Annotated in this window: 28 protein-coding genes; 14 read left to right on the top strand and 14 right to left on the bottom strand. The window is 59.0% G+C overall.

The features are described from left to right. Positions 1–9: 9 nt before the first annotated feature. Both GOX63_RS21540 and GOX63_RS21535 read right to left on the bottom strand, forming a co-directional pair. Positions 10–1,605 (bottom strand): MFS transporter, encoded by a 1,596-nt coding sequence (locus tag GOX63_RS21540; protein ID WP_170328371.1) that lies wholly within the window; start codon positions 1,603–1,605, stop codon positions 10–12. 80 nt (positions 1,606–1,685) lie between these two features. Next, positions 1,686–2,573, bottom strand: coding sequence for an AEC family transporter (locus tag GOX63_RS21535; RefSeq protein ID WP_170328372.1), 888 nt, complete (start codon positions 2,571–2,573; stop codon positions 1,686–1,688). A gap of 207 nt (positions 2,574–2,780) precedes the next feature. Here GOX63_RS21535 and GOX63_RS21530 point away from each other — a divergent pair, with 207 nt between their 5' ends. Together GOX63_RS21530 and GOX63_RS21525 are read left to right on the top strand one after the other, a co-directional pair. Next, positions 2,781–3,590, top strand: a complete 810-nt coding sequence (locus GOX63_RS21530) for a division plane positioning ATPase MipZ (protein ID WP_170328373.1) — start codon at positions 2,781–2,783, stop codon at positions 3,588–3,590. Positions 3,591–3,754: 164 nt separating this feature from the next. After that, positions 3,755–4,573 carry a DUF2189 domain-containing protein gene (locus GOX63_RS21525; RefSeq protein WP_170547192.1) on the top strand — a complete coding sequence of 273 codons (819 nt, stop codon included), beginning with the start codon at positions 3,755–3,757 and terminating at the stop codon, positions 4,571–4,573. Position 4,574: 1 nt separating this feature from the next. Here the strand turns inward: GOX63_RS21525 and GOX63_RS21520 are convergent, their stop codons facing one another. From GOX63_RS21520 to GOX63_RS21510, 3 genes are all read right to left on the bottom strand, one after another. Further along, entirely contained in the window at positions 4,575–5,522 is a 948-nt protein-coding gene (locus tag GOX63_RS21520; protein ID WP_170328375.1) for an AEC family transporter, read from the bottom strand. Positions 5,523–5,658: 136 nt separating this feature from the next. Continuing rightward, positions 5,659–6,894: an adenylate/guanylate cyclase domain-containing protein gene (locus GOX63_RS21515; protein ID WP_170328376.1), complete on the bottom strand. Its 1,236-nt coding sequence runs from the start codon at positions 6,892–6,894 to the stop codon at positions 5,659–5,661. A gap of 65 nt (positions 6,895–6,959) precedes the next feature. Then, a complete protein-coding gene (locus tag GOX63_RS21510) occupies positions 6,960–7,394 on the bottom strand; it encodes a MarR family winged helix-turn-helix transcriptional regulator (protein WP_254436059.1) in 435 nt (144 codons plus the stop codon). Positions 7,395–7,469: 75 nt separating this feature from the next. On the opposite strand from GOX63_RS21510, the gene hmgA reads away from it, so the two are divergent. From hmgA to GOX63_RS21475, 7 genes are all read left to right on the top strand, one after another. Further along, entirely contained in the window at positions 7,470–8,825 is a 1,356-nt protein-coding gene (gene hmgA, locus GOX63_RS21505; protein WP_170547189.1) for a homogentisate 1,2-dioxygenase, read from the top strand. Between the two features lie 7 nt (positions 8,826–8,832). Continuing rightward, on the top strand, positions 8,833–9,456 hold the full coding sequence (locus tag GOX63_RS21500; protein ID WP_170328379.1) for a LysE family translocator: 624 nt from the start codon (positions 8,833–8,835) through the stop codon (positions 9,454–9,456). 17 nt (positions 9,457–9,473) lie between these two features. Then, positions 9,474–10,730, top strand: a complete 1,257-nt coding sequence (gene fahA / locus GOX63_RS21495) for a fumarylacetoacetase (protein ID WP_170328380.1) — start codon at positions 9,474–9,476, stop codon at positions 10,728–10,730. A 155-nt stretch (positions 10,731–10,885) separates the two neighbouring features. Next, the gene (locus tag GOX63_RS21490) at positions 10,886–12,496 is read left to right on the top strand and encodes an FAD-dependent oxidoreductase (RefSeq protein ID WP_170328381.1); all 1,611 of its coding nucleotides are present in this window, start codon (positions 10,886–10,888) and stop codon (positions 12,494–12,496) included. A gap of 5 nt (positions 12,497–12,501) precedes the next feature. Continuing rightward, positions 12,502–12,699: a DUF2783 domain-containing protein gene (locus GOX63_RS21485; RefSeq protein ID WP_170328382.1), complete on the top strand. Its 198-nt coding sequence runs from the start codon at positions 12,502–12,504 to the stop codon at positions 12,697–12,699. Positions 12,700–12,703: 4 nt separating this feature from the next. Then, a complete protein-coding gene (gene maiA / locus GOX63_RS21480; RefSeq protein WP_170547186.1) occupies positions 12,704–13,336 on the top strand; it encodes a maleylacetoacetate isomerase in 633 nt (210 codons plus the stop codon). Positions 13,337–13,420: 84 nt separating this feature from the next. Next, complete coding sequence (locus GOX63_RS21475; RefSeq protein ID WP_170328384.1) at positions 13,421–13,762, top strand: DOPA 4,5-dioxygenase family protein; 342 nt, start codon at positions 13,421–13,423, stop codon at positions 13,760–13,762. Here the strand turns inward: GOX63_RS21475 and GOX63_RS21470 are convergent. Then, entirely contained in the window at positions 13,759–15,387 is a 1,629-nt protein-coding gene (locus GOX63_RS21470) for an acyl-CoA synthetase (RefSeq protein WP_170328385.1), read from the bottom strand. The genes GOX63_RS21475 and GOX63_RS21470 overlap by 4 nt on opposite strands. A gap of 223 nt (positions 15,388–15,610) precedes the next feature. On the opposite strand from GOX63_RS21470, the gene GOX63_RS21465 reads away from it, so the two are divergent. Both GOX63_RS21465 and GOX63_RS21460 read left to right on the top strand, forming a co-directional pair. Continuing rightward, the gene (locus GOX63_RS21465; protein ID WP_170328386.1) at positions 15,611–17,002 is read left to right on the top strand and encodes an aminotransferase family protein; all 1,392 of its coding nucleotides are present in this window, start codon (positions 15,611–15,613) and stop codon (positions 17,000–17,002) included. Positions 17,003–17,123: 121 nt separating this feature from the next. Beyond that, on the top strand, positions 17,124–17,582 hold the full coding sequence (locus GOX63_RS21460; RefSeq protein ID WP_170328387.1) for a hypothetical protein: 459 nt from the start codon (positions 17,124–17,126) through the stop codon (positions 17,580–17,582). Between the two features lie 153 nt (positions 17,583–17,735). On the opposite strand, the gene GOX63_RS21455 is transcribed toward GOX63_RS21460, so the two are convergent. From GOX63_RS21455 to pyk, 7 genes are all read right to left on the bottom strand, one after another. Then, on the bottom strand, positions 17,736–18,419 hold the full coding sequence (locus GOX63_RS21455; RefSeq protein WP_170328388.1) for a phosphatase PAP2 family protein: 684 nt from the start codon (positions 18,417–18,419) through the stop codon (positions 17,736–17,738). Between the two features lie 44 nt (positions 18,420–18,463). Further along, positions 18,464–18,634 (bottom strand): hypothetical protein, encoded by a 171-nt coding sequence (locus tag GOX63_RS21450; RefSeq protein ID WP_170328389.1) that lies wholly within the window; start codon positions 18,632–18,634, stop codon positions 18,464–18,466. 204 nt (positions 18,635–18,838) lie between these two features. Beyond that, positions 18,839–19,204, bottom strand: coding sequence for a 50S ribosomal protein L20 (gene rplT, locus GOX63_RS21445; RefSeq protein ID WP_008756009.1), 366 nt, complete (start codon positions 19,202–19,204; stop codon positions 18,839–18,841). 14 nt (positions 19,205–19,218) lie between these two features. Further along, the gene (gene rpmI / locus GOX63_RS21440; protein WP_010443552.1) at positions 19,219–19,419 is read right to left on the bottom strand and encodes a 50S ribosomal protein L35; all 201 of its coding nucleotides are present in this window, start codon (positions 19,417–19,419) and stop codon (positions 19,219–19,221) included. 182 nt (positions 19,420–19,601) lie between these two features. Further along, entirely contained in the window at positions 19,602–21,152 is a 1,551-nt protein-coding gene (locus GOX63_RS21435; RefSeq protein WP_170328390.1) for an alanine/glycine:cation symporter family protein, read from the bottom strand. Positions 21,153–21,166: 14 nt separating this feature from the next. Further along, the gene (locus tag GOX63_RS21430; RefSeq protein ID WP_170328391.1) at positions 21,167–21,604 is read right to left on the bottom strand and encodes a universal stress protein; all 438 of its coding nucleotides are present in this window, start codon (positions 21,602–21,604) and stop codon (positions 21,167–21,169) included. A 244-nt stretch (positions 21,605–21,848) separates the two neighbouring features. Beyond that, positions 21,849–23,294 carry a pyruvate kinase gene (gene pyk, locus GOX63_RS21425; protein WP_170328392.1) on the bottom strand — a complete coding sequence of 482 codons (1,446 nt, stop codon included), beginning with the start codon at positions 23,292–23,294 and terminating at the stop codon, positions 21,849–21,851. A 133-nt stretch (positions 23,295–23,427) separates the two neighbouring features. On the opposite strand from pyk, the gene GOX63_RS21420 reads away from it, so the two are divergent. The 3 genes from GOX63_RS21420 to GOX63_RS21410 all read left to right on the top strand — a co-directional run bounded on the left by GOX63_RS21420 (position 23,428) and on the right by GOX63_RS21410 (position 24,851). After that, positions 23,428–24,165: an N-formylglutamate amidohydrolase gene (locus tag GOX63_RS21420; RefSeq protein ID WP_170328393.1), complete on the top strand. Its 738-nt coding sequence runs from the start codon at positions 23,428–23,430 to the stop codon at positions 24,163–24,165. A 60-nt stretch (positions 24,166–24,225) separates the two neighbouring features. Continuing rightward, positions 24,226–24,465 carry a DUF6868 family protein gene (locus tag GOX63_RS21415; RefSeq protein WP_170328394.1) on the top strand — a complete coding sequence of 80 codons (240 nt, stop codon included), beginning with the start codon at positions 24,226–24,228 and terminating at the stop codon, positions 24,463–24,465. 71 nt (positions 24,466–24,536) lie between these two features. Next, positions 24,537–24,851, top strand: a complete 315-nt coding sequence (locus tag GOX63_RS21410) for a DUF1244 domain-containing protein (RefSeq protein WP_170328395.1) — start codon at positions 24,537–24,539, stop codon at positions 24,849–24,851. Between the two features lie 43 nt (positions 24,852–24,894). Here GOX63_RS21410 and GOX63_RS21405 read toward each other — a convergent pair whose 3' ends face one another. After that, complete coding sequence (locus tag GOX63_RS21405; protein WP_170328396.1) at positions 24,895–25,755, bottom strand: D-amino-acid transaminase; 861 nt, start codon at positions 25,753–25,755, stop codon at positions 24,895–24,897. Positions 25,756–25,758 lie beyond the last annotated feature (3 nt).

The following is a 25,758-nucleotide window of genomic DNA, read 5'->3' as shown; positions in this document are numbered from 1 at the left end:
CCGCGGCACTTAACGCCCCCCGCGCGTCAACTCGGCCGCACTGTGCAGCGGTGGCACCGGTCCACGCAATAGCATCAACGCCAGCCCCATCCCGACCAGCGCCGCAACCGCCGCAACCAGCATGGCACTGTCAAAGGCGTTGTCCTGCAAATCCCGCAGCGCCTTGGCCAGAGCGGCGCTGGCGGTAGGGTCCATCCCGGCTATCTGCTGCTGTATCTGGCTGGGCGTGCCATGGGTAAGCGCATGGGCCAGATCCTCGCGCTGGGTCGATCCGGCGGGCAGCGCATCGATCACTTCGGACAGGCCACGACGTTTGGTGATGGATTCGGCAAGGCCTCCGACCACGGCCCCCAAGGTGGCACCGAAATAGAGGCAGGCGTTGATCACGCCTGACCCCTGCCCCACATGTTCCTCGGGCAAAAGGCGCAAACCAAGACGCGGCAGCAGCGAGAAACAGATGCCCATTCCGATGCCGACAATCAACAGTTTCCACCAGATCTCGGCATATTGCGTGGTGTTCGCGGTGGTCATCAGCAACAGGAACCCGCAGGCCATCGCCCCAAGCCCAATCGCAACTGGCCATTGAAAGCTGTAGGGCGCCAGAAACCGCGGCGCAGTGACCGAGATGACAAACATGCTGAGACTGAGCGGCATGATCGCCAGCCCTGCGCCGATGGAGCTATACCCAAAGGCATCCGGCGACTGCACGAAAGTGTTGAAATAGACAAAGAAGCAGAACAGCGTGAAGCCGGTAAAAAACATCCCCGCCGCAGCCATGAAGTAACGCGGGTGGCGGAAGTATCGCAGTTCGATCAGCGGGTCTTCGGCGCGGCGTGAGACGATGACCAATACAACCGTTGCCATCGCAGCAATGGCCAGTGGTATCAGCGTAAGGGGCGTGGCCCAGCCGCCGCTTTCCCCATTGCTGAGCGCAAAGGAAAGAGGCCCGAGGAACAAGAGGATGGCAACCGCCCCCGGATAGTCGAATTTTGCCCCCGCAAGGCGCGTGTCGGGGACGTAATTGCGCCGACTGACATGCAGCCCAATGGCAAAGGCCACCGCCAACAGCACCAGATCAGCCGCAAAAACCGCCCTCCAACTGACATAGTGGCCGAAGGCCCCTCCGACGATTGGCCCGACACCGATAGCCAGGCCAACAATCGCGCCCCAAGCCCCGGTGACGCTGGCGCGTTGCTCCTCGGGCGTGGCGGCGGTCAGCAGCGACAGAGAGGTTCCGAACAGCGCCGCCGCCCCCGCCCCCTGTGCGCCACGCCCAAACAGCAGCATCACCCCATCCTGCGCAAACAGGACCGAGGCCGACCCGATGGCAAAAACGATCATGCCAAAGAAAAACACACCCATCTTGCCGGTGATATCACCCAGCCGGCTGACGATGGTGACAAGCGTGGCGCTGGCCACCGTATAAGTTGCCATCACCCATTGCAGCCCGGACGGGGTCAGATCGAACTCGGCCTTTAGGTTGGGCAGGACGGTGGCGACGGCGGTTGTGTTGAACCCTACGACCATCATACAAATCGCCGTCATCGCCAGAACGACACGAGCGCGGGCCTGCGGGCTCACGTCTTCCGAGGTCTTGTCACGCATCAAATTGCCCTCAAACTATGGTTGATTAACGCAATTATTCAGAAGTTTAGCGATTTTTACCTCTGCGCATAGTACCCGCGTCAGATCCAATAAGACAGCGCAACGGGCAGCACGACAATCGTGCTGAGCGTCGATATCAGGATAAAGCCTGCTACATCCGACCCGTATTCCGGCACGTGCTGGTCAATGAACAGGTAGGTCGCCACCGAAGACGGCATTAGGCAACACAGGATCACCGCACCGCGTTCCGCCCCGGTAAAGCCGAACGCCCAGACCAGACCGCTGGCGATCACAACTGCCATCGCCAGATGCAGAACGGTCAGCATCACCGCCCGGCCCAGGCTCTGGATCTGCAATGTTGCCAGCGTGTGGCCCAGCGTCAGCAGCATCAGCGGGATGGACAAGCCACCGAGTATGTCAAAGGACTTGGCCACCGGCTGCGGCAAGCTGTATCCGGTCGCCATCAGGATCAGCGAGATCACCACCGCATAGATGATCGGCGATGTGGCGAGTTTTTTCGGGGAAAACTCTCCGGCCGGTATCCACATGCCCACAGTGAAGATACTGATCAGCACGACCACCACGAAGCCCATCGTATAAGCCATACCGGCATCGCCAAGCGCCAGCAGTGTGATCGGCAGGCCGATATTGCCAACATTGCCATGCATCAGCGGTGTCAGAAACGCCCGCACCGGCAGGCGCATCGCCTTCAAGGCAACGAACCCCAGCACGCCGAACCCGGCAATCGCCAACGCGGCAGCGGCCATCACATCCAGAAACGTACCGACGGCGATATTGGTGGTGGACAGGTGCGAGATGATCAGCGTCGGGTACCCGACACGCGAGACAATCCCGCCGATCACCTTGTTGTCGAAGGGCGCCTTGATCAGGGCCAGACTATAGCCGATCCCGGCGCAGATCAGCACCGGCAGGACCACGTTCAGAACGTTCAGAAACAGGTGATCCAACGGCTGCCCCTATCGCATTTCCCTGCCCCCGACAGTGAAACAGGGCACGGTGTTTGACAAGAGTACAGCCTAACCCGCCCGCACACCTTGGTTTTCCAAATTAGAGCCTGATATCACCTATTGGGGTCCTTCCCTTCCAGCTTTCCACAACATATAGTGGCTCACAACAACGTGTGGGCAAGCACGGCGGGACATGGGAATACAAGCATGGCACATATCATCGTAGTGGGGAACGAGAAGGGCGGCGCAGGCAAATCGACCGTGTCGATGCATGTCGCAACCGCGCTGGCGCGACTGGGGCACAAGGTCAGCACGCTGGACCTTGACCTGCGGCAGCGCAGCCTTGGGCGTTATTTCGAAAACCGCGGCAACTTCATGAACGGCTCCGAGGCACGTCTGCCCAGCCCGCGCCACCATGATCTGCCCGAGATCGATGCAAGCAAGCTGAAACCCGGTGAGAATATCTATGACCACCGCCTGTCCGCCGCGGTGGCCGAACTGGAAAGCGACAGCGACTTTATCCTGATCGATTGCCCCGGCTCACACACCCGCCTCAGCCAGGTGGCGCATTCGCTGGCCGATACGCTGATCACACCACTGAACGACAGTTTCATCGATTTCGACCTGCTGGCGCGGATCGATTCAAAGGGTGAGAAAATCCTAGGGCCGTCGGTGTACTCCGAAATGGTCTGGAACGCGCGGCAGCTGCGCGCGCAAGCCGGGCTGAAACCCATCGACTGGGTCGTCGTGCGCAACCGTGTTGGTACACAGCGCATGGTCAACAAGGAAAAGATGCAACGCGCGATCGAGATGCTGTCGCAGCGCATCGGCTTCCGCGTCGCCTCGGGCTTTTCCGAGCGGGTGATTTTCCGCGAACTCTTCCCGCGCGGCCTGACCCTGCTGGACCTCAAGGATATTGGGGTCAAACAGCTGAACATCTCGAACATCGCCGCGCGGCAAGAGTTGCGTGACATGATGAAAGAGCTGAACCTGCCGGGCGTCGAGATCGATTTTTAAGGGGTTCTGCCCGCACAACACGCGCAGCTAAGCTGCCAACCTCCTCCACCTTGCCCTTGTGCCTTACCTGATGCAGACTTGTTTGCAGAGGAAAGGCGCCTGTTCACAGCTGGGTCCGTTGGCAAACGGACCAGCAAAGCACTGTGCTTTGGGAGGAGCGTGCCATGACATCCGACACCGAAGGGTCCACACCACCGGACAATCTGAAGCCGCAGCAACAATCCGTGCCCGAAGTAAACACGGTGACATCCAGTGACATCACCGCCTCGCTGAAAGCCGGTTTTTCAGATTTTCTGGCGCGCCCGTTGATGAGCGGCTTTTTCGGCCTTTTCTATGCAGTCTTCGGCATCCTGTTTGTTTGGGGTCTGGTCTGGCTTGGCAAGATCTGGATGATCATTCCCGCCATTGTAGGTTTCCCACTGGTCGCGCCCTTCGCCGCCGCCGGGCTGTACGAGATGTCTCGCCGATTGCAGAAGGGGGAAAGTTTCGGTTGGTCTGAAATCCTCGGCGTCATGGCCAATCAGCGCAAACGCGAAATGGGCTGGATGGCCTTTGTCACCCTGTTCATTTTCTGGGTGTGGATTTACCAAATTCGGCTTTGGCTTGCGATCATCCTGCAGAACGCATCCTTCTCGGATTTTGACGGATTCCTAAATACCGTCTTCTTCACACCGCAGGGCTGGACCTTCCTGGCCGTTGGCACCTGCGTCGGTGCCTTTTTGTCGGCAGTTCTGTTCTCGGTGACTGTCATTGCAATGCCCATGCTGCTTGACCGGGAAACCAATTTCGTGTCCGCCATGCTGACGTCCATCCGCGTCGTTGCGGAAAATCCTGTGGTCATGCTGACCTGGGCGGCGATCATCTCGGTCACCATGCTATTGTCGATGGTTCCGGCATTTCTGGGCCTGATCTTCACCCTGCCAATTCTTGGCCATGCCACGTGGCACCTCTACCAACGGGTCGTGCCCCCAGCGGAGGGGTAACCTACAGCGCCAAATACCCAATCAGCGGCACCGCAAACAGGCTGAGCACGAAGGTCGCGATCAACAAGGCTGAGGCAATTGCCGCGTCGCACCCGTAGCGCGCGGCGATCACTGCGGCCAAAGCCCCGGACGGCATCGCGGCCTCGATCACCAGTATGTCGCGTTGAAAGTCCGGCAACCCCAGCACAAAGGCAAACCCGCCTGCGACCAACGGCTCGAGCAGCAATTTCAGCGCGCAGACCAGAACGAACAAACCAGCGAACTGCTGAAATCCGACTGGTCGCAGCATCAGCCCGATCGTGAAGGCCACGAGGAAGGTCAGCGACGCGCTGGCAATCCCAAGGAAGTCATTCAGCAGTTCCACAACCCTGCTGCCTTGCGGAAGGCCAATGGCAGACGCCAAAACACCCAATACAAAGGCCAGGAAAATCGGTGACCGCACGAATGTCTTCAGGGCATCCGCTATCGTTGGCCCTTCGTCGTTATTTTCACCGTAATAGCTGGCGATGGCGACGCCGACGGTAAACAGGGGCAGCACTACGCCAATTTCGCCCATCACGACGAGCTGGCTCATGATTTCGGTGTTGTCGCCATAAATGTTCTGAAGCAGCGAATACCCCAGCGTCGACGTGCTGCCGACCCCTGACACAAGGATCACCGACCCCAGCACCGGCCTGTCCAATCGCATCCATCGCCCGGCCAACCACGCGACCGTCATGACCACGGCGATGGCCATGAAAAGCACAAGGGCAAGCTCGAAGTTCCGAACGCGAAACGGTTCGCTGCTGAGATTGGCGAATATCAAAGCCGGCAAAGCAAAATCGGTGACCAAGCGGGCGAACACGCCCTGTTCGCGCTCTTGAATGACATTGCTGTGCCGGAACCACACCGCCGACCCGACCAGGGCCAGCATCACGATAAATGAATCGAAGAGACTATCGAACTGCAAGGTCTGATCAGCTCCTTGTCGACGCAACTTGTTACTCACCCCTGTCGGCAACGACAGGGGGTGATCATACGACAGAAGCTTTTTTCGTCAAAATCGTTAAAGAACAGGTCTTTGCTGTCAGGGCACAGCCGGGTTTTCAGTGTCGAGGTTCGTAGATCGTAAACAGCTCTTTCGGTTCCGGCACGCCGCGCAGCATGTAGCGCCCGACAGACACAAGGTTATGACCGCAAGGCTGCGCCGCGCGTGCAACATCATCCGAGATCAGAATCCGCTGTCCCAGTGACTTGTGCATCCCGGCAATTCGCGCAGTCTGGTTCACGGCGGGGCCGATCACCGTAAAGTCCAATCTCGTCTCGGATCCGATATTGCCGTACAGGATTTCACCAGCGTGCAGGGCGAGGGTGAAGCTGGCCACCGGCAGGCCCTCGGCCTTGCGGCGGGCATTCAGCGCCTCCATCCGTTCCTGCAACACCGGCACGGCTTTAAGGGCCGCCCGCGCGTCCTCGTCGATCTCGCCGACGTCGAACATCGCCATCAGCCCGTCGCCCATGAATTTCAGGATATTACCGCGATTGTCGTGCACGACACCCACGGCGACGGCCAGATAATCATTCAGCATGTCGATGATTTCATTGCCCGGCAGTTCCTCAGACAGGCTGGTAAAACCCTCAAGGTCAAAGTTCCACATCACTGCATCGATCTGCTGCAATGATCCTCGCCGGATTTCGCCCGACAACACGCGGCGCCCCGCGTCGCGGCCCAGATACACCCGCATAAGGTCTTTAGATATCCGGGCACTCGACGCGGATTTCAGCGCCAACCCCAGATGCGGCAGCGCCGTGTTGATCAGGTCCAGATCACTGTCACGGAATCCTTCCGGCGCGTTTGAGGCCCAGGACATCAGAACCCCGTCCACGGCCTCTTTGGCAATTCCTGTCACGCTTTGGGTCGGCACGTTAAAGCTGACCCCGGTGGCATAGTAATCCGTCGCCCCGATCTGGCGCAGGTCATTCAGCAAGGGATAGCGATTGGCCTCGTTCTGATCGACCAGACGCTCGCGGATTTCGTCCACCTCATTGTTCAGAATTGCGAAAAGGGGGCTTTGCCTCCACTGTTCGCTGGGCTCTTCGGTATACTCAAAGGTCTCGGACTCACCCCCTCGCCCCTGATACCAACTGAACCCGGTGCCGCCGTAGACCGGGTGCAATGCCGATTGCGCCGCATGAAAGCGCATCAAAGGCACGCCCAGTTCCAACAGCTTGTTGCAGTAGCCGTCCAACAGGTCTTCTTTCGCGGCTCCCTCGAGGCCGCGTGTCACAATCCATTCGATCAAATCAGTTGATTTCGCCGCATCGGCGTTCAGGGTCGTCATTTTGTTATTATTCCAGTGTCCACTCTGGTTGTCATCTGGGGGCCAGAGACCGGGATTACCAGTGATCACTCCATATGCGCCAGCTGGCGCAGCATTTTGCGCAACAGGGCCACCTCGTCCGAACTGAATTGTGCTGCCAGCTTTGCATCATATTGCCCGGCGATACCGTATAGCTCGTGATAGACGGATTGCCCCAAGGTCGTCAGCATCAGATTTTCCACCCTGCGATCCGTGTCACTGCGGCTGCGCAGCAGATACCGGCGTTCCTCCAGCCTGTGCACCGCACGGCTGACCTTGGTTTTGTGGAGCCTGGCGCGTTCGCCGATCTCTTTCGCGGTCATTTCGCCGTAATTGCCCAAGTGGAACAGGACCCGCCATTCGTTACGCAGCATACCGTAGTGGTCCTTGTAGACCTTCTGAAATTCCAACGAGCTTTCCTCGGCCGCCCGGTTCAGCAGGTAGGGCAAGAAATTTTGCAAATTAAAGTCATCTTTTTTCATGGAATCGTCCCGAGTCATGCTTGTTAGTTACAAAACCGACTATTATCCCACAAGCAGCAAACGGAGGAACGCAGGATGAACCATCCGACTGATCCGCATGAAATGACCCAGGCCAGCAGCCCGGTCGGCACCCATGCGGGCTATATGCCCGGCTTTGGAAATGACTTCGAAACCGAGGCCCTGCCCGGCGCGCTGCCGCAGGGAATGAACAGCCCGCAGCGCTGCAACTATGGTCTCTATGGTGAGCAACTCAGCGGTACGGCTTTCACCGCCAACCCGCCGGAACGGACGTGGTGCTATCGCATCCGGCCGTCGGTCAAGCATTCGCACCGCTATGAAAAGATCGACCTGCCTTATTGGAAATCCGCGCCTTTTGTCGATCCGGACGTGATCAGCCTGGGCCAGTACCGCTGGGATGCGGTGCCGCATTCCGATCAGGGGCTGACCTGGCTGACAGGTATGCACACGATGACCACGGCAGGCGACGTGAACACGCAGGTGGGCATGGCCAGCCACATCTATCTGGTCACCGAGTCGATGGTGGACGCCTATTTCTACTCGGCCGATTCCGAGTTGCTGGTGGTGCCGCAGGAAGGCCGCCTGCGCTTTGCGACCGAGCTGGGGATCATCGACCTTGAGCCCAAGGAAATCGCGATTATTCCACGTGGGCTGGTGTACAGGGTTGAGGTACTGGAGGGTCCCGCGCGCGGCTTTGTCTGCGAGAACTACGGTCAGAAATTCGAGCTGCCGGGCCGCGGCCCGATCGGCGCCAACTGCATGGCCAACCCACGCGATTTCAAGGCGCCTGTCGCGGCGTTTGAGGATCGTGAGGTGCCCTCGACCGTGACTGTCAAATGGTGCGGGCAGTTCCATACTACCAAGATCGGCCAAAGCCCGCTGGACGTGGTCGCATGGCACGGCAACTATGCACCCTACAAATACGACCTGCGCACCTATTGCCCGGTCGGAGCGATCCTGTTCGATCACCCTGACCCGTCGATCTTTACCGTGCTGACCGCACCTTCGGGGCAGCCGGGCACGGCCAATATCGACTTTGTCCTGTTCCGTGAACGCTGGATGGTGGCCGAGGATACGTTCCGCCCGCCTTGGTATCACAAGAACATCATGTCCGAGCTTATGGGCAACATCTACGGTCAGTACGATGCCAAGCCGCAGGGCTTTGTTCCCGGCGGCATGAGCCTGCACAATATGATGCTGCCGCACGGGCCGGACCGCGAGGCGTTCGAAAAAGCGTCGAATGCGAACCTTGGCCCAGACAAGCTGGACAACACCATGTCCTTCATGTTCGAAACCCGGTTCCCGCAGCATCTGACGCCTTTTGCGGCCGACGAGGCCCCCTTGCAGGACGATTACATTGACTGCTGGACCTCACTTGAGAAAAAGTTCGACGGAACACCGGGCAAGAAGTGAAGTAGGCATGAGCTTTGATATCTGGATCACCTATGTTGCCACCGTCCTGCTGCTGATGAGCACACCCGGCCCGAGCCAGTTGCTGATGCTGTCCAACTCGGCAACCAACGGGCTGAAGCGCGGGATGTTTACGGCGGCCGGAGACCTAACGGCGAACCTGCTGCAAATGTTGGCGGCCGGGCTTGGTCTGGCCGCGATCATCGCCGCCTCGGGCGCGGCGCTGGCGGTGATCAAGTGGCTGGGCGTGGCTTACCTGGTGTTTCTTGGGGTGAAGATGATCGTCAAAGCGGAACGCAAAACGACCCAGACAGCACCGCACGCCAGCCGCAAGTCGCTTTGGACGCAGGGTTTCATCACCTCCGCCGCCAATCCCAAAGCAGTGGTGTTCTTTGCTGCCCTGTTCCCGCTGTTCATCGACAGCGCGTTGCCGTTCTGGCCGCAATTCGCCATCCTCTCGGTCACCTATCTGACCATCGACGGACTGTTTCTGACCGTCTATGGCGGCAGCGCCAGTTGGCTGGCAACGCGTCTCAAGGGCTCGGCGCGGCTGTGGCTGGACCGAGCTGGCGGCGGGTTCATGATATTGGCCGCGCTTCTGCTGGGGCTGAAATCCCTGCGGGACGCGCAATAAACTGACAAGGATCACAGATGCCATTGATGAAATCCTGGGTGGCCTCGGCCAATGACGCCGACCATCCTTTTCCGCTGAACAACCTGCCTTATGGTGTCTTTTCGGTCGACGGATCCGAACCGCATTGCGGCGTGGCGATTGGAAGCATGATTCTGGACGTAACCGCAGCTGAGGCTGAAGGGGTGATCGTTCTGGACGACGAGCCACTGTTCGACCTCCCCTTCTGGAACCCGCTGATGGAGCAAGGCCCGGCCGTCTGGGCTGCATTGCGTGCGCGTCTGACATCTCTGCTGGCCGAAGGGTCTGACGAACAGGAAAAGGTCGAACCCCTTCTGGTTCCGCAGGACGCAGCAGAACTGCAAATGCCTTTTGCGGTCAGCGAATACACCGATTTCTATGCCGGCCGCCACCACGCACAAAACGTGGGCACAATGTTCCGCGGGCCGGAAAACGCGCTGCCTCCGAACTGGTTGCACATTCCCATCGGGTACAATGGCCGGGCATCCTCGGTTGTCGTATCGGGCTCCGATATCCGTCGTCCCTGGGGTCAGTTGAAATCACTAGACCAAGAGAAGCCCGCATTCCTGCCCAGCCGCCGCTTTGACATCGAGCTTGAGATGGGCGCCATTGTCGGCACGCCCTCGGATGGCCCGATCACCGTGCAGGAAGCGGATGACCACATCTTCGGATACGTCCTGCTGAACGACTGGTCCGCGCGGGACATTCAGGCGTGGGAATACCAGCCTCTTGGCCCGTTTCAGGCCAAGGCCACCGCTACCTCGATCAGCCCGTGGATTGTCACCAAAACCGCTTTGGAACCCTTCCGCTGCGACACCCCCGCGCGCGAGCACGAGTTGCTGGACCACCTGAAAGACTGCGGCCCTATGCTGTATGACATCGACCTGTCCGTGACGATGGCGCCCGCGGGCAAACCGGCCACCACAATTGCCCGGACGAATTACAAGGAAATGTACTATTCCGCCGCGCAGCAACTGGCGCATCACACCACCTCGGGCTGCCCAATGAATACCGGCGATCTGCTGGGGTCGGGCACCATCTCGGGCCCGACGAAACCGGAACGGGGTTCGCTGCTGGAACTCAGCTGGGGCGGAAAAGAACCGCTGACACTGGACAGCGGTGAAACCCGTAGCTTCATTGAAGACGGCGACACCCTGACCCTGACAGGTGCAGCCAAAGGCAAGGGTTACACAATCGGGTTCGGCGACTGCACCGGCACGGTATTGCCTGCTCTCGCATCTCCCTACGCGCGGTAAGGGCCTTACAAAGGACAAGGAATTTCCGCCGCATTTGATCCAGATCGTTTTGCGGCGGAATTTTCGGTGAAACCATTGGTTCAAGCCTTCGGCCTCGCAGGGTCGGAGAACGAAATCTTGCGCGTAGCCAGCGCCAGACCATCGGGGGAGAGCCCATGAACAAGATTTTCGAAGTCCCGCTTTACGCCTATGAACGCAGCCCGGATCAGGATGCTTCCACGCCTGTCCGGCACAAAGTGATCGTGATCGGTGCGGGGCCGATTGGACTGGCCACCGCGATTGATCTGGCCCAGCAAGGGGTCGAGGTCGTGGTGCTGGACGACAATGACAAGGTCAGTTTCGGCAGCCGTGCGATCTGCTTTTCGCAGCGTACGCTTGATATCGCCGACCGTCTGGGCGCGGGGCGTCCAATGATGGAAAAAGGGGTGCTGTGGAACGCGGGCAAAGTCTATTTCGATGAGCGTCAGGTGTATGAGTTCAACTTGCAGCCCGATACCGGATACGCGAACCCGGCCTTCATCAACCTGCAGCAATACTATTTCGAAAAGGCCCTTGTAGACAGGGTGCGCGAATTGCAGGCTGAAGGCGCGTCCCTTGAAATCCGTGGCCGCAACAAGGTCGAAGCCATCGGAACCCATAACAGCCATGTCACGCTCGAGGTAGAAACCCCCGAAGGCCCCTATAATATTGAGGCCGACTGGCTGATCGCCTGTGACGGGGCGAACTCACCGACACGGCGGATGCTGGGGCTGGATTTCGAAGGCCGCGTATTCGAAGACAACTTTCTGATCGCCGACGTGGTGATGGAGGCCGATTTCCCGACCGAGCGCTGGTTCTGGTTCGATCCGCCCTTCAATCGCGGGCAATCGGCACTGCTGCACAAGCAGCCCGACAATGTCTGGCGCATCGATCTGCAACTGGGGTGGGATATCGACAAGGAGCGTGAACAAAAGCCCGAGAACGTCATCCCGCGACTCAAGGCAATGTTGGGTGAGGATGTGAAGTTCGATCTGGAATGGGTATCGATCTACACGTTCCAATGTCGGCGGATGGAACGGTTCCGCTATGGCCGCGTTTTGTTCGCCGGGGACAGTGCGCATCAAGTCAGCCCTTTTGGGGCGCGCGGTGCAAATTCCGGAATGCAGGATGCGGATAACCTGTGCTGGAAGCTCAAACTGGTCATCGACGGCAAAGCACCCGAAATTCTGTTGGACAGCTACAACCGCGAGCGGGTTCAGGCCGCTGACGAAAATATCCGCATGTCCACGCGCTCGACCGATTTCATCACGCCGAAATCCGACATGTCGCGACAGTTCCGGGATGCGGTTCTGGACCTAAGCGAACATTTTGACTTTGCCCGGCCGCTGGTGAATTCCGGGCGGCTGAGCACGCCATGCACTTACGAGGGGTCCTCGCTCAGCTCGGCGGATGCCCTGAACGGGCCGGATATCACCCGCCCGGGTGCGGCCTGCCCCGATGCGCCTTTGGGCGATGACTTCCTGTTGCCGAAACTGGCGGGTAAATTCACCCTGCTGACCATCGACGCCGACGCCCCGGCCCGGATCGAGGAAGACGGCATCGAAACCACCCGGTTGGCGCTGTCGGTCAAGGATGACCTGACGCTTGAGCTGAAGCGACGCTATCTGGGCGATGCCACCAGCGCGGTCTACCTGATCCGCCCGGATCAACACGTGGCTGCACGGCGCGACACGTTCGAAGAAAACGCATTCCGGCAGGCGATCCGCCGGGCCACCGGTAAGGAGTAAGCAAGATGGCCGATCTGATCCTCACCCCAAACCTCGACAATGGCGACGATTTCTATGCCGAGTTGCTGACCGCCCATGACGGGTTGGAAAAGTCGGAAAGCGAAGCCCTGAACGCACGGCTTATTCTGGTGCTGGCAAACCATATCGGAAACGCGGATGTACTGGCGCAAGCCTTGAAAGCTGCCGCGTTGAAAAACGGCTGACAGCATGACCGAGGTGATCCTGTTCGACTACGGGCAGTCATCGGCCAGCTACCGGGTGCGCATTGCGCTGAATCTGGCCGGGATCGCCTATCGTGCTGTCTCGGTCGATCTCAGGGACGGGGCACAAAAATCGCAGACCCACCTGGCGCGCAATCCGCAGGGACTGGTTCCGGTGCTTGAGATTGACGGACTGCGGCTGACGCAATCTCTGGCGATCATCGACTATCTGGATCAGACCCGGGGTCTGGGTTTGCTGTCGGCTGAACCCGCGCATCGGGCCAAAGTAGCGGCCTTGGCGCAGTCCATTGCCGTGGATATCCACCCGGTCTGCAACCTCTCGGTCGCTCAGTACGCCACCACGCTCGGCGGCGGGACTGACGGGACGTTGGGCGATTGGATGCGCCACTTTATCCGCCCCGGCCTGCTGTCGTTCGAGGCGCTGTTGGCTGAGTTCGAACAGGCCCCCTATTGCGCAGGGTCACAGCCCGGTCTGGCCGATCTGTGTCTGATCCCGCAATTGTACAACGCGCGACGCTGGCAAGTGGACCTGTCCGAGCTGCCGCGCATTCTGGCGGTCGAGGCCGCCTGCGCCGCTCATCCCGCCTTCAGGGCTGCCCACCCCGACACCGTGACCTGAACTGGCGCACAGGTCCTGTGTGCGGGCTCTGGTGGCGAGGACGGCCTGCCCCGTGTAGCCTGTCTACGCACGCAGGAGGCCCCAATGCCCGAGATCACCGGCTATCACGCCCATGTCTACTTCGACGCCAATACGCAGCACGTTGCGCAACAGGTCTGCCAAGAGGCCGCGCGCCTGTTTCCGGTTAGAATAGGCCGGATGCATGCCAAGAATGTCGGCCCGCATCCGCGTTGGAGCTGCCAACTGGGTTTTGCACCGGACGCTTTCGATCAAGTCATCCCTTGGCTGATGCTTAACCGGCAGGGTCTAACCATCTTCACCCACCCGGAAACCGGCGACCATCTGGAAGATCACCGGGACCGTGCGGTGTGGATGGGTGAGATGCTGGAGCTTGATCTTTCCCTCTTTGACAAGATGGGCACCTAGGTCAGCGACCTTGCCTGATCCCGCAGTTTGAACTTCTGGATCTTACCGGTCGAGGTCTTGGGCAATGCCCCGAACACCACCGTCTTGGGTGCTTTGAAATGGGCCATGTTGTCCCGACAGAAGGCAATGATATCCGCCTCACTCGCCTGCGCATCCGGCTTGAGTTCGATGAAAGCACAGGGCGTTTCACCCCATTTCTCATCCGGGCGCGCGACCACGGCGGCCTCCATCACGGCGGGGTGTTTGTAGAGAATATCCTCGACCTCGACCGATGAGATATTTTCGCCACCCGAGATGATGATGTCCTTGGACCGATCCTTGAGCGCGATATAGCCATCCGGGTGCATCACCCCCAAATCGCCCGAGGCAAACCAGCCGCCACGAAACGCCTTGTCTGAGGCCTCGGCGTTTTTCAGATAGCCTTTCATGACGACATTGCCCTGCATGAAAATCTCACCCATCGTCTCGCCGTCTGCAGGCACGGGTTCAAGGGTATCCGGATCGGCCACCATCAGCCCCGACAGGGCCGTATAGGGAACACCCTGACGGACCTTGAGCGCCGCACGCTCCTCGGCGCCTTTGCTGTTCCACTCGTCTTTCCACGCACACACAACCGAGGGGCCATAGGTCTCGGTCAACCCATACACATGGGTCACTTCCACGCCCATGCCTTCCATCTTTTCGATCACTGCGGCAGGCGGCGGGGCACCTGCGGTCATCACTTTGATCTCATGATCGAAATCTTTCAGGTGATCCGGCGCGTTGGCCAGCATGTTCAGAACAATTGGCGCGCCGCAGAAATGGGTGACCTTTTCATCGCGGAAGGCGGCATAGATCGGCTCATCCCGCACCGCCCGCAGGCAGACCGAGACCCCGGCATTGGCCGCCATTGCCCAAGGGAAACACCAGCCGTTGCAGTGGAACATCGGCAGGGTCCACAGATAGACCGAGTGTTTCGGCATGTCCCAGTCCAGCAGGTCCGACTGTGCATTCAGCGTCGCGCCCCGGTGGTGATACACGACCCCTTTCGGATTGCCCGTGGTCCCGGAGGTATAGTTCAGCGTGATCGCGTCCCATTCGTCATCGGGCAGAGACCATGCGAATTCCGGGTCGCCCTCGGCCAGCAGCGCGTCATAGGTCAGGCTGCCCAGCTTTTCACCGCCATCAAAACTGGGGTCTTCGATGTCGATCACCAGCAGATCATGATCCACCTGTTTCAGGGCCTCTTTCACCACGCCCGAAAACTCTGGGTCGACCAGCAGCACCTTGGCTTCGGCGTGGTTCAGGATGAAGGCGATGATCGGCGCGTCCAGTCGCGTGTTGATCGTGTTCAGCACTCCACCGGCCATGGGCACGCCGAAATGGGCCTCGTACATCTCGGGGATGTTGGCGGCGATGATCGAGACCGTGTCACCCTTGCCGATCCCCCGCGCCGATAGCGCCCCCGCCAGACGACGGCACCGGGTATAGGTTTCCGCCCAGCTATACCGGCGCTCACCATAGACCACCGACGGGTAGTCCGGGTAAATCTTTGCGGTACGTTCAATGAAACTCAGCGGGGACAAGGGCGTGTAATTCGCGCGGTTCTTGTCCAAATGACGTTCGTAGATATTGGCCGTTGCCATCTGCTGACCCTCCCAGTTCAGATTCTGCGCGACTTGATCACAAAGTACCGCATCTGACAAACCCGTAAAAATACGCCGAGTGCATGGACTGGCAATACGGGATGATGCAATCTGGCCCTATCTACAGATGGCCATTCGCGGTGATCTGGGCCATCGAAAATTCCAAGCCGGGGCGGCAACGTACCCGCATCTTGCGCACCCAATACTTCTGAAAGGACATGTCATGGACGGCACGTTCAACGAAAACGATCTTTCCCGCGTGGTCGAGGCCGACCGCGCCCATATCTGGCACCACCTGATCCAGCATAAGCCCTTTGAAACCAATGATCCCCGCATCATTGTCGAAGGCAAGGGAATGCGTGTTTGGGATCAGAACGGCAAAGAGCATCTGGATGCCGTTTCGGGCGGCGTCTGGACCGTCAACGTGGGCTATGGCCGCGAATCGATCTGCAAGGCCGTGTATGACCAGCTGATGAAGCTGTGCTACTTCGCCAACTCCGCCGGTTCGATCCCCGGTGCAATCTTCGCCGAGAAGCTGATCGACAAGATGCCGGGCATGAGCCGCGTCTACTACACCAACTCGGGCTCTGAGGCGAATGAGAAGGCGTTCAAGATGATCCGCCAGATCGCCCACAAGAAGTACGGCGGTAAAAAGACCAAGATTCTGTACCGCGACCGCGACTACCACGGCTCGACTCTGGCCACGATGTCAGCAGGTGGCCAGGATGAGCGCAACGCGCAATACGGCCCCTTCGCGCCCGGTTTCGTGCGCGTGCCGCATTGCATGGAATACCGCAAGCACGAGCTGGACGGTGCACCGGTCGAGAACTTCGGCGAATGGGCCGCGGATCAGATCGAAGAGGTTATCCTGCGCGAAGGTCCCGACACTGTTGGCGCGCTGTGCCTTGAACCGGTGACTGCTGGTGGCGGCGTGATCGAAGCGCCCGAGGGTTACTGGCAGCGCGTGCAGGAGATCTGCAAGAAATACGACATCCTGCTGCATATCGACGAGGTCGTCTGTGGCGTTGGCCGCACCGGTACATGGTTCGGCTATCAGCAATACGGTATCAAGCCGGACTTCGTGACCATGGCCAAGGGCGTTGCCTCGGGCTATGCGGCGATTGCCTGCATGGTGACCACCGAGGAAGTCTTTGAAATGTTCAAGGACGACGCAGCCGATCCGCTGAACTATTTCCGCGACATCTCGACCTTTGGTGGTTGCACCGCCGGTCCGGCGGCCGCGATCGAGAATATGCGCATCATCGAGGACGAGAACCTGTTGGGGAACTGCTCGGCCATGGGCGATCGCATGATGGGCAACCTGCAGGCGCTGATGGAAAAGCATAAAGTCATCGGCGACGTGCGCGGCAAGGGTCTGTTCCTGGGCGCCGAACTGGTTGCGGATCGCAGCAGCAAAGAGCCGGTGGACGAGAAGCTGGCGCAGGCGGTTGTGGCCGATTGTATGGCGCAGGGCGTGATCATCGGCGTCACCAACCGCTCGGTCCCCGGCCGCAACAACACGCTGTGCTTCTCGCCCGCGCTGATCGCCACGCCGGACGACATCGACCAAATCACCGACGCGGTCGATGGCGCGCTGGGTCGCGTGTTCGGCTAAGGCCCCGCACTGTTCATAAGAAAACCGGCGCCCACCGCGCCGGTTTTTTCGTTTTTGGACCGTGTTTTGCCAAACTCCTGAACTCGGGTAGCCTGTGGCCATTCAATTCAGGAGATACCCCATGGCATTCAGTTTCCTTCGAAGCATGATCACGATTCTTGCACTTTCCATCGCCGCCCCTGCCAGCGCCGAAGACGGTAGCGGTTTCCCTCAGATCGTCGGCACATGGCACGGCACCTATCTGGTGGCTTTTGCCAAATCAAACCCGAACCACGAAAAGGGTCTATTGAAGACCGAGATGGAGTTGGAGATCACCAAGCTCGATGGCAACCTGATCACCGCCACCAACCGTTGGCGCCGGATCGGAGACACCGATTGGATCGTCGAAGAAGCGATGGGCACATTCAGCCTGGACGATCCCACCCGCTTTGTACTGGCCGAGGCCGGGATATCGGGAGAGGACGTTTCGGCCGGTATTTTCAACGGGGTCTATCTGGATGACGTGATCATGGTCACTTATGCCGGACCGGGCACGGGCGTGGCCTTTGCGGCGCAGTTGGTGAAGAAGGACAGCAAGTAACCCAACACCCACGGTAAAAGCGAGAGACGTCCACCGCATCCGCAATTCAGCTGCTGGCACGTGCGGGAAATTGGGTGGCATCCTTCCGTTTCCGCGAAGCCGAAACCCACTGCTCCATTGAGCGACGCCCCCTTGGGTGCACTCTGGCAACGCTTATTGCGTGACTGGCAGGGCTTCGTTGCTTTTCTCGTTCCGGATAGCACTCAACGCATCCTGATAGGCAGGCTGTTCCCGTATCACATCCATGTAGGCATCACCCAGCACCTGTCCGGATTTGACGTCCATTGGATAGTGAACGCCTCCGATCACACGACCGTAGCCGATTTCACGCCCAAGAGCTTCAAGCTGTTCGGAATGCTCGGGAAAGATATCCGAAAGGACCGACGTATAGACTATTGCGCGGATCGTGTGCCCGCTTGGATATGACGTCACGGGGAATGCCGTCGCGACGGGTTCAACAGCGTCGTTGATCACGAAAGGCCGCGGAATATCGTAATTCGCTTTGACCAGATTATAGTCGTCGCGAACTTCATCGATAATCTGCTCTAGCGTTTCACCCAATACTTGTGTGTCCACATCCAGCAACCCGGTTGCAACGATAGGTGCGAAGCGGTCCAGGTCGACGGACTTTTGAACAAACGCCATCTGTTCAGGGGTTCGGCTCTCCTGCAGCCACAGGACGGTGAACATTTCCATGTCGAACTCAACTGATCCTGGCTCTGCCGGAGGTCCGATCAGTGCCACACTGTCAAGACTGTTCGCCGGATAGAACTGGCTCGATATGGCAGGGCCAGCAAAAGCCACGAAGGCAACAACAGCAATTGTACTCTTAAGCACGGCCGTTTCCTTTCAGATTATTCAACAGGCTCTGACAAAAAGCTTCACGCTTCAGCGATCATCGTTCCCCAGCTGGAAAAGCCCCCATCCGTTTCGCAGATGATTGTCTCGGCGCCGGTCACCGCATCAGTTCCGAAGTAACAATCGGCAAGGGCTGGCCCACTCAGAACAGCCAGGTTTAGGGCAACGAGACCCAAAGCAGCAGTATATTTCATGGTGCTCACTCCTATTAGGTAAGCTTCATGTGTTGATGGTTCATAGCTGCGCATAGCGGGTTTGGATTAAGTTTTCTTAATTCGTCGACAATCAGGATTCAGCCCGAGCGTTTGGTGTCGGAAGTAATCGTCTGAATGAACACAAAACAAAAAAGGCCGCCCACATGGGACGGCCCTTCATTCACTGTCTCTCTGAAAAGAGGATCAGGCAGCCAGAGCGGCCTGAGCTTTGGCGACGATCGCGCCGAACGCTTCCGGTTCGTGCACGGCCAGGTCGGCCAGAACTTTGCGGTCCACTTCGATACCGGCCAGGTTCAGGCCGTTGATGAAGCGGGAATATGTCAGTGCTTCGTCATGCGAACGGACAGCAGCGTTGATACGCTGGATCCACAGCGCGCGGAAGTTGCGCTTGCGGTTCTTGCGGTCGCGGGTTGCATACTGGTTGGCCTTGTCGACGGCCTGACGGGCAACCTTGAAGGTGCTCTTGCGGCGGCCATAGTAACCTTTGGCGGCCTTGATGACCTTCTTGTGACGGGCGTGAGTTACGGTTCCACCTTTAACGCGGGACATCTCTTAATCTCCTCTTAGCGGTCGTAGGGCATGTAGCCCTTGACGATCTTGGCGTCGGGGGCGGACAGGGTGGTGTTGCCACGGGCGTCGCGGATGAACTTCTTGGTCCGCTTGATCATGCCGTGCCGTTTGCCGGCCTGGCCAGCAAGGACCTTACCGGTCGCAGTCACCTTAAAGCGCTTCTTGGCGCTCGACTTGGTCTTCATCTTAGGCATTTCCGTCTCCTTTCAGGGTTCGGTACTAAACGCGACTCGGCATGCCATCTCGGCCGGTCACGCGATCAGAAGCGCCGTTTACGCAAGTTCGGTCATACTGGCAAGGGGGTTTGGACCAGAATCTGCGCTTTTCGCAGGGTGGTCAGGCACCGGGGCAGCACTGGCCGCCCCGGTGGAAGGGTTTAGTGCTCGAATTTGCGGATCTCGCCGCTTTTCAGGCGAGCCGAATAGCTGGCCAGCTCTTCCCGCACCACTTTCATCAGGAAGTAGAGCGCAAAGACGTTCACAACCGCCATCGCAAAGATCGCCGCGTCCGAGAAGTCGATGACCGGGCCAAGGTTGGCCGCCGCACCGATCACGACGAAGACGCAGAAGATGATCTTGAACACCAGTTCCTTGGTGTGGCCCTCGCCGAACAGATAGGTCCAAGCTTTCAGGCCGTAGTAGGACCAGCTGATCATGGTCGAGAAGGCAAACAGAACCACAGCAACGGCCAGCACATACGGGAACCAGCCAAAGGCGCTGGCAAAGGCCGCCGAGGTCAGGCTGACGCCCGAGTTTCCGTCAACGGTTGCAATACCGCCGCCATCTTCGTTCAGCATGTAAAGACCGGTTTGCGGATCAATGATCAGCTGCTGGGTGATGATGATCACCAGCGCGGTCATGGTACAGATCACAACCGTATCGATGAACGGCTCCAGCAGCGACACGAAGCCTTCGGTGATCGGCTCGCTCGTCCGCACGGCCGAGTGCGCAATCGCAGCAGAACCAACGCCCGCTTCGTTCGAGAACGCCGCACGACGGAAGCCCTGGATCAGCGCGCCAACCATACCACCAGCCACGCCGAGACCCGTGAAGGCACCTGCGAAGATCTGGCCGAATGCCCAGCCGATCTGATCTGCATGCATGATGATGATGACCAGCGCGGCCACCACATACATAACGCCCATGAAGGGCACGACCTTTTCGGTCACGCGTGCGATGGATTTCAGGCCGCCCACGATCACCGCAAACACGATGCCGGCGAAGACCAGGCCAGTTATCCAGCCGGGATAGTCACCGGTAATACCTGCGATCTGCTGGTGCGCCTGGTTGGCCTGGAACATATTGCCCCCGCCCAGCGCGCCAAGAATACAGAAGATCGAGAACAGAACGGCCAGAATCTTACCGCCCGGCAGGCCCAGTTCGCTGAATCCCTTGGACATGTAATACATCGGACCACCCGAAACGGTGCCGTCCTCGTATTCGTTGCGGTACTTCACGCCCAGCGTACATTCGGTGAACTTCGAGGCCATGCCCAGCAGGCCCGCCATGATCATCCAGAACGTAGCACCCGGCCCGCCGATTCCGACGGCCACCGCCACACCGGCGATGTTACCCAGACCGACCGTGCCCGAAAGCGCAGTAGCCAACGCCTGAAAGTGGCTGACCTCACCCGCGTCGTTGGGATCGGAATAATCACCTTTCACAAGGCTGACAGCGTGTCCAAAAAAGCGGAACTGCACAAAGGCGAAATACAGCGAAAACACCGTCGCCGCGATCACCAGCCATCCCACGATCCATGGGAACCCCGTTCCCGGGAACGGCGCGAAGATAAAGCTGACAAACGGTCCGGTGAAGTCGGCGAATGCCTGATTGATCTTATCATCCAGACCCGGTGCTTCCTGCGCAAATGCGGGGCTGGCGAACAGAACTGCGGATGCAGCAAAGCTCAGTCTTTGAAGCGTATTCATACTCGTCACTCCCCTCAGTTCACGACAGTGACCGGCACATCAGCGTGCATGACCAGATTCTGGGTCGAGCTGCCGAACAGGCGTTTCTTGAACCCGTCCGCCGAGGCGCGCCCGACGATAATCTGGGTACCGCCGTTTTCGACCGTTATCGCATTCAGCGTTTCGGCCACGTCACCATGGCGCACAATGCCATGCGCTGCGAAACCTTCTGCCTTCAGCGCATCTACCGCAGGAGTGACAATGCGGTTGGTGGCCAGTTCGACCTCTTCCTCGCGCCGCTTGTGACGCAGCGCGTTTTCTTCAGGTGTCTGGAAAGTGAAAGGGGACCATTCGATCACGTAAACCACTAGCAATTCACATGATCCGATCCGCCCGGCCAAATCCTTGGCAAAGGTGATCGCACGTTCCCCGGTTTCTGTCCCGTCCAGTCCAATGACAATTTTCGTTGTCATGACGTTCCTCCGTTATTTTATGATTGTGCCGGGGCCGTGTCCCCGGCAGGGCAGCCGGAACCTGGAACTTTCTGAGTAGACTGCCCACGCGAACCAGTATCCGGGAAAAACACCGAAAAACAGAGGGGAAATTGCCGAACTCAACCCAGAGTCCGGCTTTCTGTTGATATTATTACACTTTTTTCGCCCAAAAAATAGGCAAACACCGCAAGCCAGCGGTGGGAAAGAGGCTTTACCGTATGGGTCAGCCCGGGTCCGTGTTGTAGATCAGACGCTCATCACACGGTGCGATACGCAGAATATTGGTGGTTCCCGGCACGTTGAAGGGGACACCGGCAGTCACAACGATCTGATCCGCTTCGGCCGCAAATCCGCCTGCCCGCGCCGCGCGGGCCGCGTTGACGACGGCACCCTTGAACCGCTCCAGCTCGGGCGTCATCACGCAGTGGCAACCCCAGCTCAGGCACAGACGCCGTGCGGTTCCGGTGGCCGGTGTCATGGCGATGATCGGCACACTGGGACGTTCCCGTGCAGTCAGCAGCGCCGTGGTGCCACTTTGGGTGAAACAGCAGATCGCCTTGATATCGGTCTTTTCCGCAATCTCACGCGCGGCGGCCACAATCCCATCAGCAATCGTTGTGCCCTTCGCGCTGCGCGAAGCGGAAATGATCTGCATATAAGTCGGGTCGGCCTCAACCTCGATGGCGACCTTGTTCATGGTCTGCACAGCCTCGACCGGGTACGAGCCCGCCGCGGACTCAGCACTCAGCATAATGGCGTCGGTACCCTCATAGATGGCGGTTGCCACGTCCGATACCTCGGCCCGGGTGGGCATCGGGCTTTCGATCATGCTCTCCAGCATCTGGGTGGCCACGATCACCGGCTTGGCAGCGCCGCGGCATTTCCGAACCAGACGTTTCTGGATGGGCGGCACGGCAGACACCGGCAGTTCGACCCCCAGATCGCCGCGCGCGACCATGATCCCATCCGAGGCGTCGAGGATGTCGTCAAAGGCTTCAACCGCCGCAGGCTTTTCGATCTTGGACAGGATCGAGGCACGGCCGTCAGCCAGCGCGCGGGCCTCGAACACGTCCTTGGCGCGCTGAACAAAGCTCAGCGCTAGCCAGTCGACGCCCAACTGGCAGACAAATTCCAGATCGTCGCGATCCTTGGCCGAAAGTGCCGCCAGAGGCAGCACCACATCGGGCACGTTGACGCCTTTGCGGTTCGAGATGGTACCGCCGACCTCGACCGTACAATTTGCGAAATCCTGGCCGCAGTCTTGTACGATCAGACGGATCTTGCCGTCATTGACCAACAGACGTGCGCCCGGCTCAAGGGCTGCGAAAATCTCGGGGTGCGGCAGGCACACGCGGCCTACGTCGCCGGGTGCCGGATCAAGGTCCAGCCGGAAAGTGGCGCCCTCCTCCAGTTCCTCGGCTCCATTGGCGAACTCGCCCACGCGCAGTTTCGGACCCTGAAGATCGGCCAGGATGGCGATCGGGCTGTCCAGATCCTTTTCCACCTGCCGGATAATCCGGTGCCGCTCGCGGATCTCGTCGTGACTGCCGTGGCTCATGTTCAGGCGGAACACATCAGCACCGGCCTCGTGCAGGGCGCGGATCATGTCATAGTCATTGGACGCCGGTCCCAGCGTCGCCACGATTTTTACATTTCTCAGGCGTCGCATTGATGGTGTTCTCCTGACGTCATCTCTTGGTTTCGCATAAATGTTACCGCAAACATTGCTTCACGCTGCTTATTGCGCAATTCCCTTTTCAAAGCAACTGCCCTACACCTGCGACAAACTAGATGACAGGCTTATGACGTATTCTCCGTTTTTTATCCACGGCGCTGATCGCCCGTCGCGCTGGCTGATCACATGCGACCATGCAACCAATACAGTGCCACCCGAAATCAATGGTGGCGACCTCGGCCTGCCGCGCGAGGATATGGAGCGTCACATCGCTTATGACGTCGGCGCCTATGAAGTGTCCAAGCATTTAGGCGAGATCCTGAACGCGCCGGTGATTGCAGCAAATTTCTCGCGCCTCGTGATTGACCCGAACAGGGGCGAGGACGATCCGACCCTGCTGATGAAGCTCTATGACGGCTCGATTATCCCCGGCAACCGCCACGCCGACGCGGCTGAACGCGAACGGCGCTTGAACATGTGCTATCGCCCTTACCATGAAGCGCTTGGGCGCATGGCGGGCCTGCCCCACGCGGTGATCGTGTCGATGCATTCCTTTACCCGCCAGCTGCGCGGTCGTGCGCCACGCCCGTGGCACATCGGTGTACTGCACACGCCGGACGAACGGTTCTCGCGCCCGCTGGTCAACCGGCTCGGGGCCGAGGGCGATCTGTGCGTAGGCGTCAACGAACCCTATACCGGTGTCCTGCCCGGTGACGCGATTGACCGCCACTGTTCCGCCCATGGCCGCCCGAACGCCCTGATCGAGCTGCGCAACGACCTGATCGCCGACCACACCGGTCAACGCGCCTGGGCCGAGCGCATGGCCGTGATCCTTCAGGATGCTCTGGCTGACAGCGGCCTTTGATCACACCTCATTGTGGGGTCGGCCGCTGATCCCCATATATTAAGGGGAAAGGAGGCGATCATGACTCAGGAGTTTCTGACCTCCGTCTTTGGCTGGATGGCGGTGCTCAATATCGCGGTTTTGCTTTTCACGACCCTGATGATCGTGCTGTTGCAGGATTGGATCGCAGGTGTTCATGGCCGGATGTTCCAGATGGAGCGTCCGGATGTGAAACGAGCGTATTTCCGGTATTTGGCGAATTATAAAATCCTGACCTTGATCTTCTGCATCGTCCCCTGGCTGGCTTTGAAACTGGCCTGAGCCACCGTGTTGAAACATCACCACAGGACCGCTAGGTCAGAGACAACAAAACTGTCATCCGGAGCCAGACCATGGACAAGCAAACCGAAATCGAACTTCAGGCCGCCGCGTTCCGTCGGCTTCAAGAGCACCTGATGGAAGATCGCACCGACGTTCAGAACATCGACATGATGAATCTGGCCGGATTCTGCCGCAACTGCCTGGCCCGCTGGTATCAGGAAGCCGCCAACGAAAAAGGCATCGAAATGGGCAAGGACGAAGCCCGCGAGATTTTCTACGGCATGACCATGGATGAGTGGAAGGCCAACTACCAGACTGATGCCAGCCCCGAGAAACAGGCCGCCTTCAAAGTCGCCTTCGAAGAAAACGTTTTGAAAAAGGGCTGACGCCCGGAACGAAAAAGGCCCGCCGCTTTGGCGGGCCTTTGCTTTAGATCGCGGCCTTGCGGCTTTCGTCCAGATAGATCTCACGCAGGCGTTTCGAAATCGGACCCGGCGTGCCGTCGCCCAATGTCACCCCGTCGATCTCAACCACCGGCATGACAAATGCGCTGGCCGAGGTGGTAAAGGCCTCATCTGCCTCTTTCGCCTCGTCGATGGTGAACAGACGCTCTTCAATTTCCATCTGTGCCTCAGCTGCCATGCGCAGCACGGCCTTACGGGTGATGCCGTGCAGAATGTCGTTGGACAGCGGGCGGGTGACGATCTTGCCGCTTTTCACGAAATAGGCGTTGTTGCTGGTGCCCTCGGTGACATAGCCGTCCTCGACCAGCCACGCATCATCGCAGCCCGCCTTCTTGGCCATCATCTTGCCCATCGACGGGTAGAGCAGCTGCACGGTCTTGATGTCACGACGGCCCCAGCGGATATCTTCAATCGAGATGATCTTGGCGCCTTTCTTGGCCGCAGGGCTGTCGGCCAGGCCGGGCTTGTTCTGGGTGAACAGCACGAGGCTGGGTTTGGTATCGGCGGACGGGAACACGAAATCCCGGTCGCCGTCTGAGCCACGGCTGACCTGCAGATAGATCAGGCCCTCCTCAATGCCGTTCAGCTCAACCAGCTTGCGGTGAATCTCCAGCAGCTCTTCCTTGGTGCAGGGCTCTGCCATCTCCAGCTCGTCCAACGACCGCTTGAGGCGTACCGCGTGGCCTTCGAAATCGATCAGCTTGCCGTCCAGTACGCTGGTGACTTCGTAAACGGCGTCTGCGAACAGGAAACCACGGTCAAAGATGGACACCTTGGCCTCGGTCTCGGGCAGGTATTCGCCATTTACGTAAACGGTGCGGGTCATGTA

The sequence above is a fragment of the Ruegeria arenilitoris genome (genome assembly GCF_013031355.1).
Lineage (GTDB): Bacteria > Pseudomonadota > Alphaproteobacteria > Rhodobacterales > Rhodobacteraceae > Ruegeria > Ruegeria arenilitoris_C.
The sequence above is the reverse complement of the archived record's forward strand: the minus strand, read 5'-3'. Positions and strand labels throughout refer to the sequence as shown.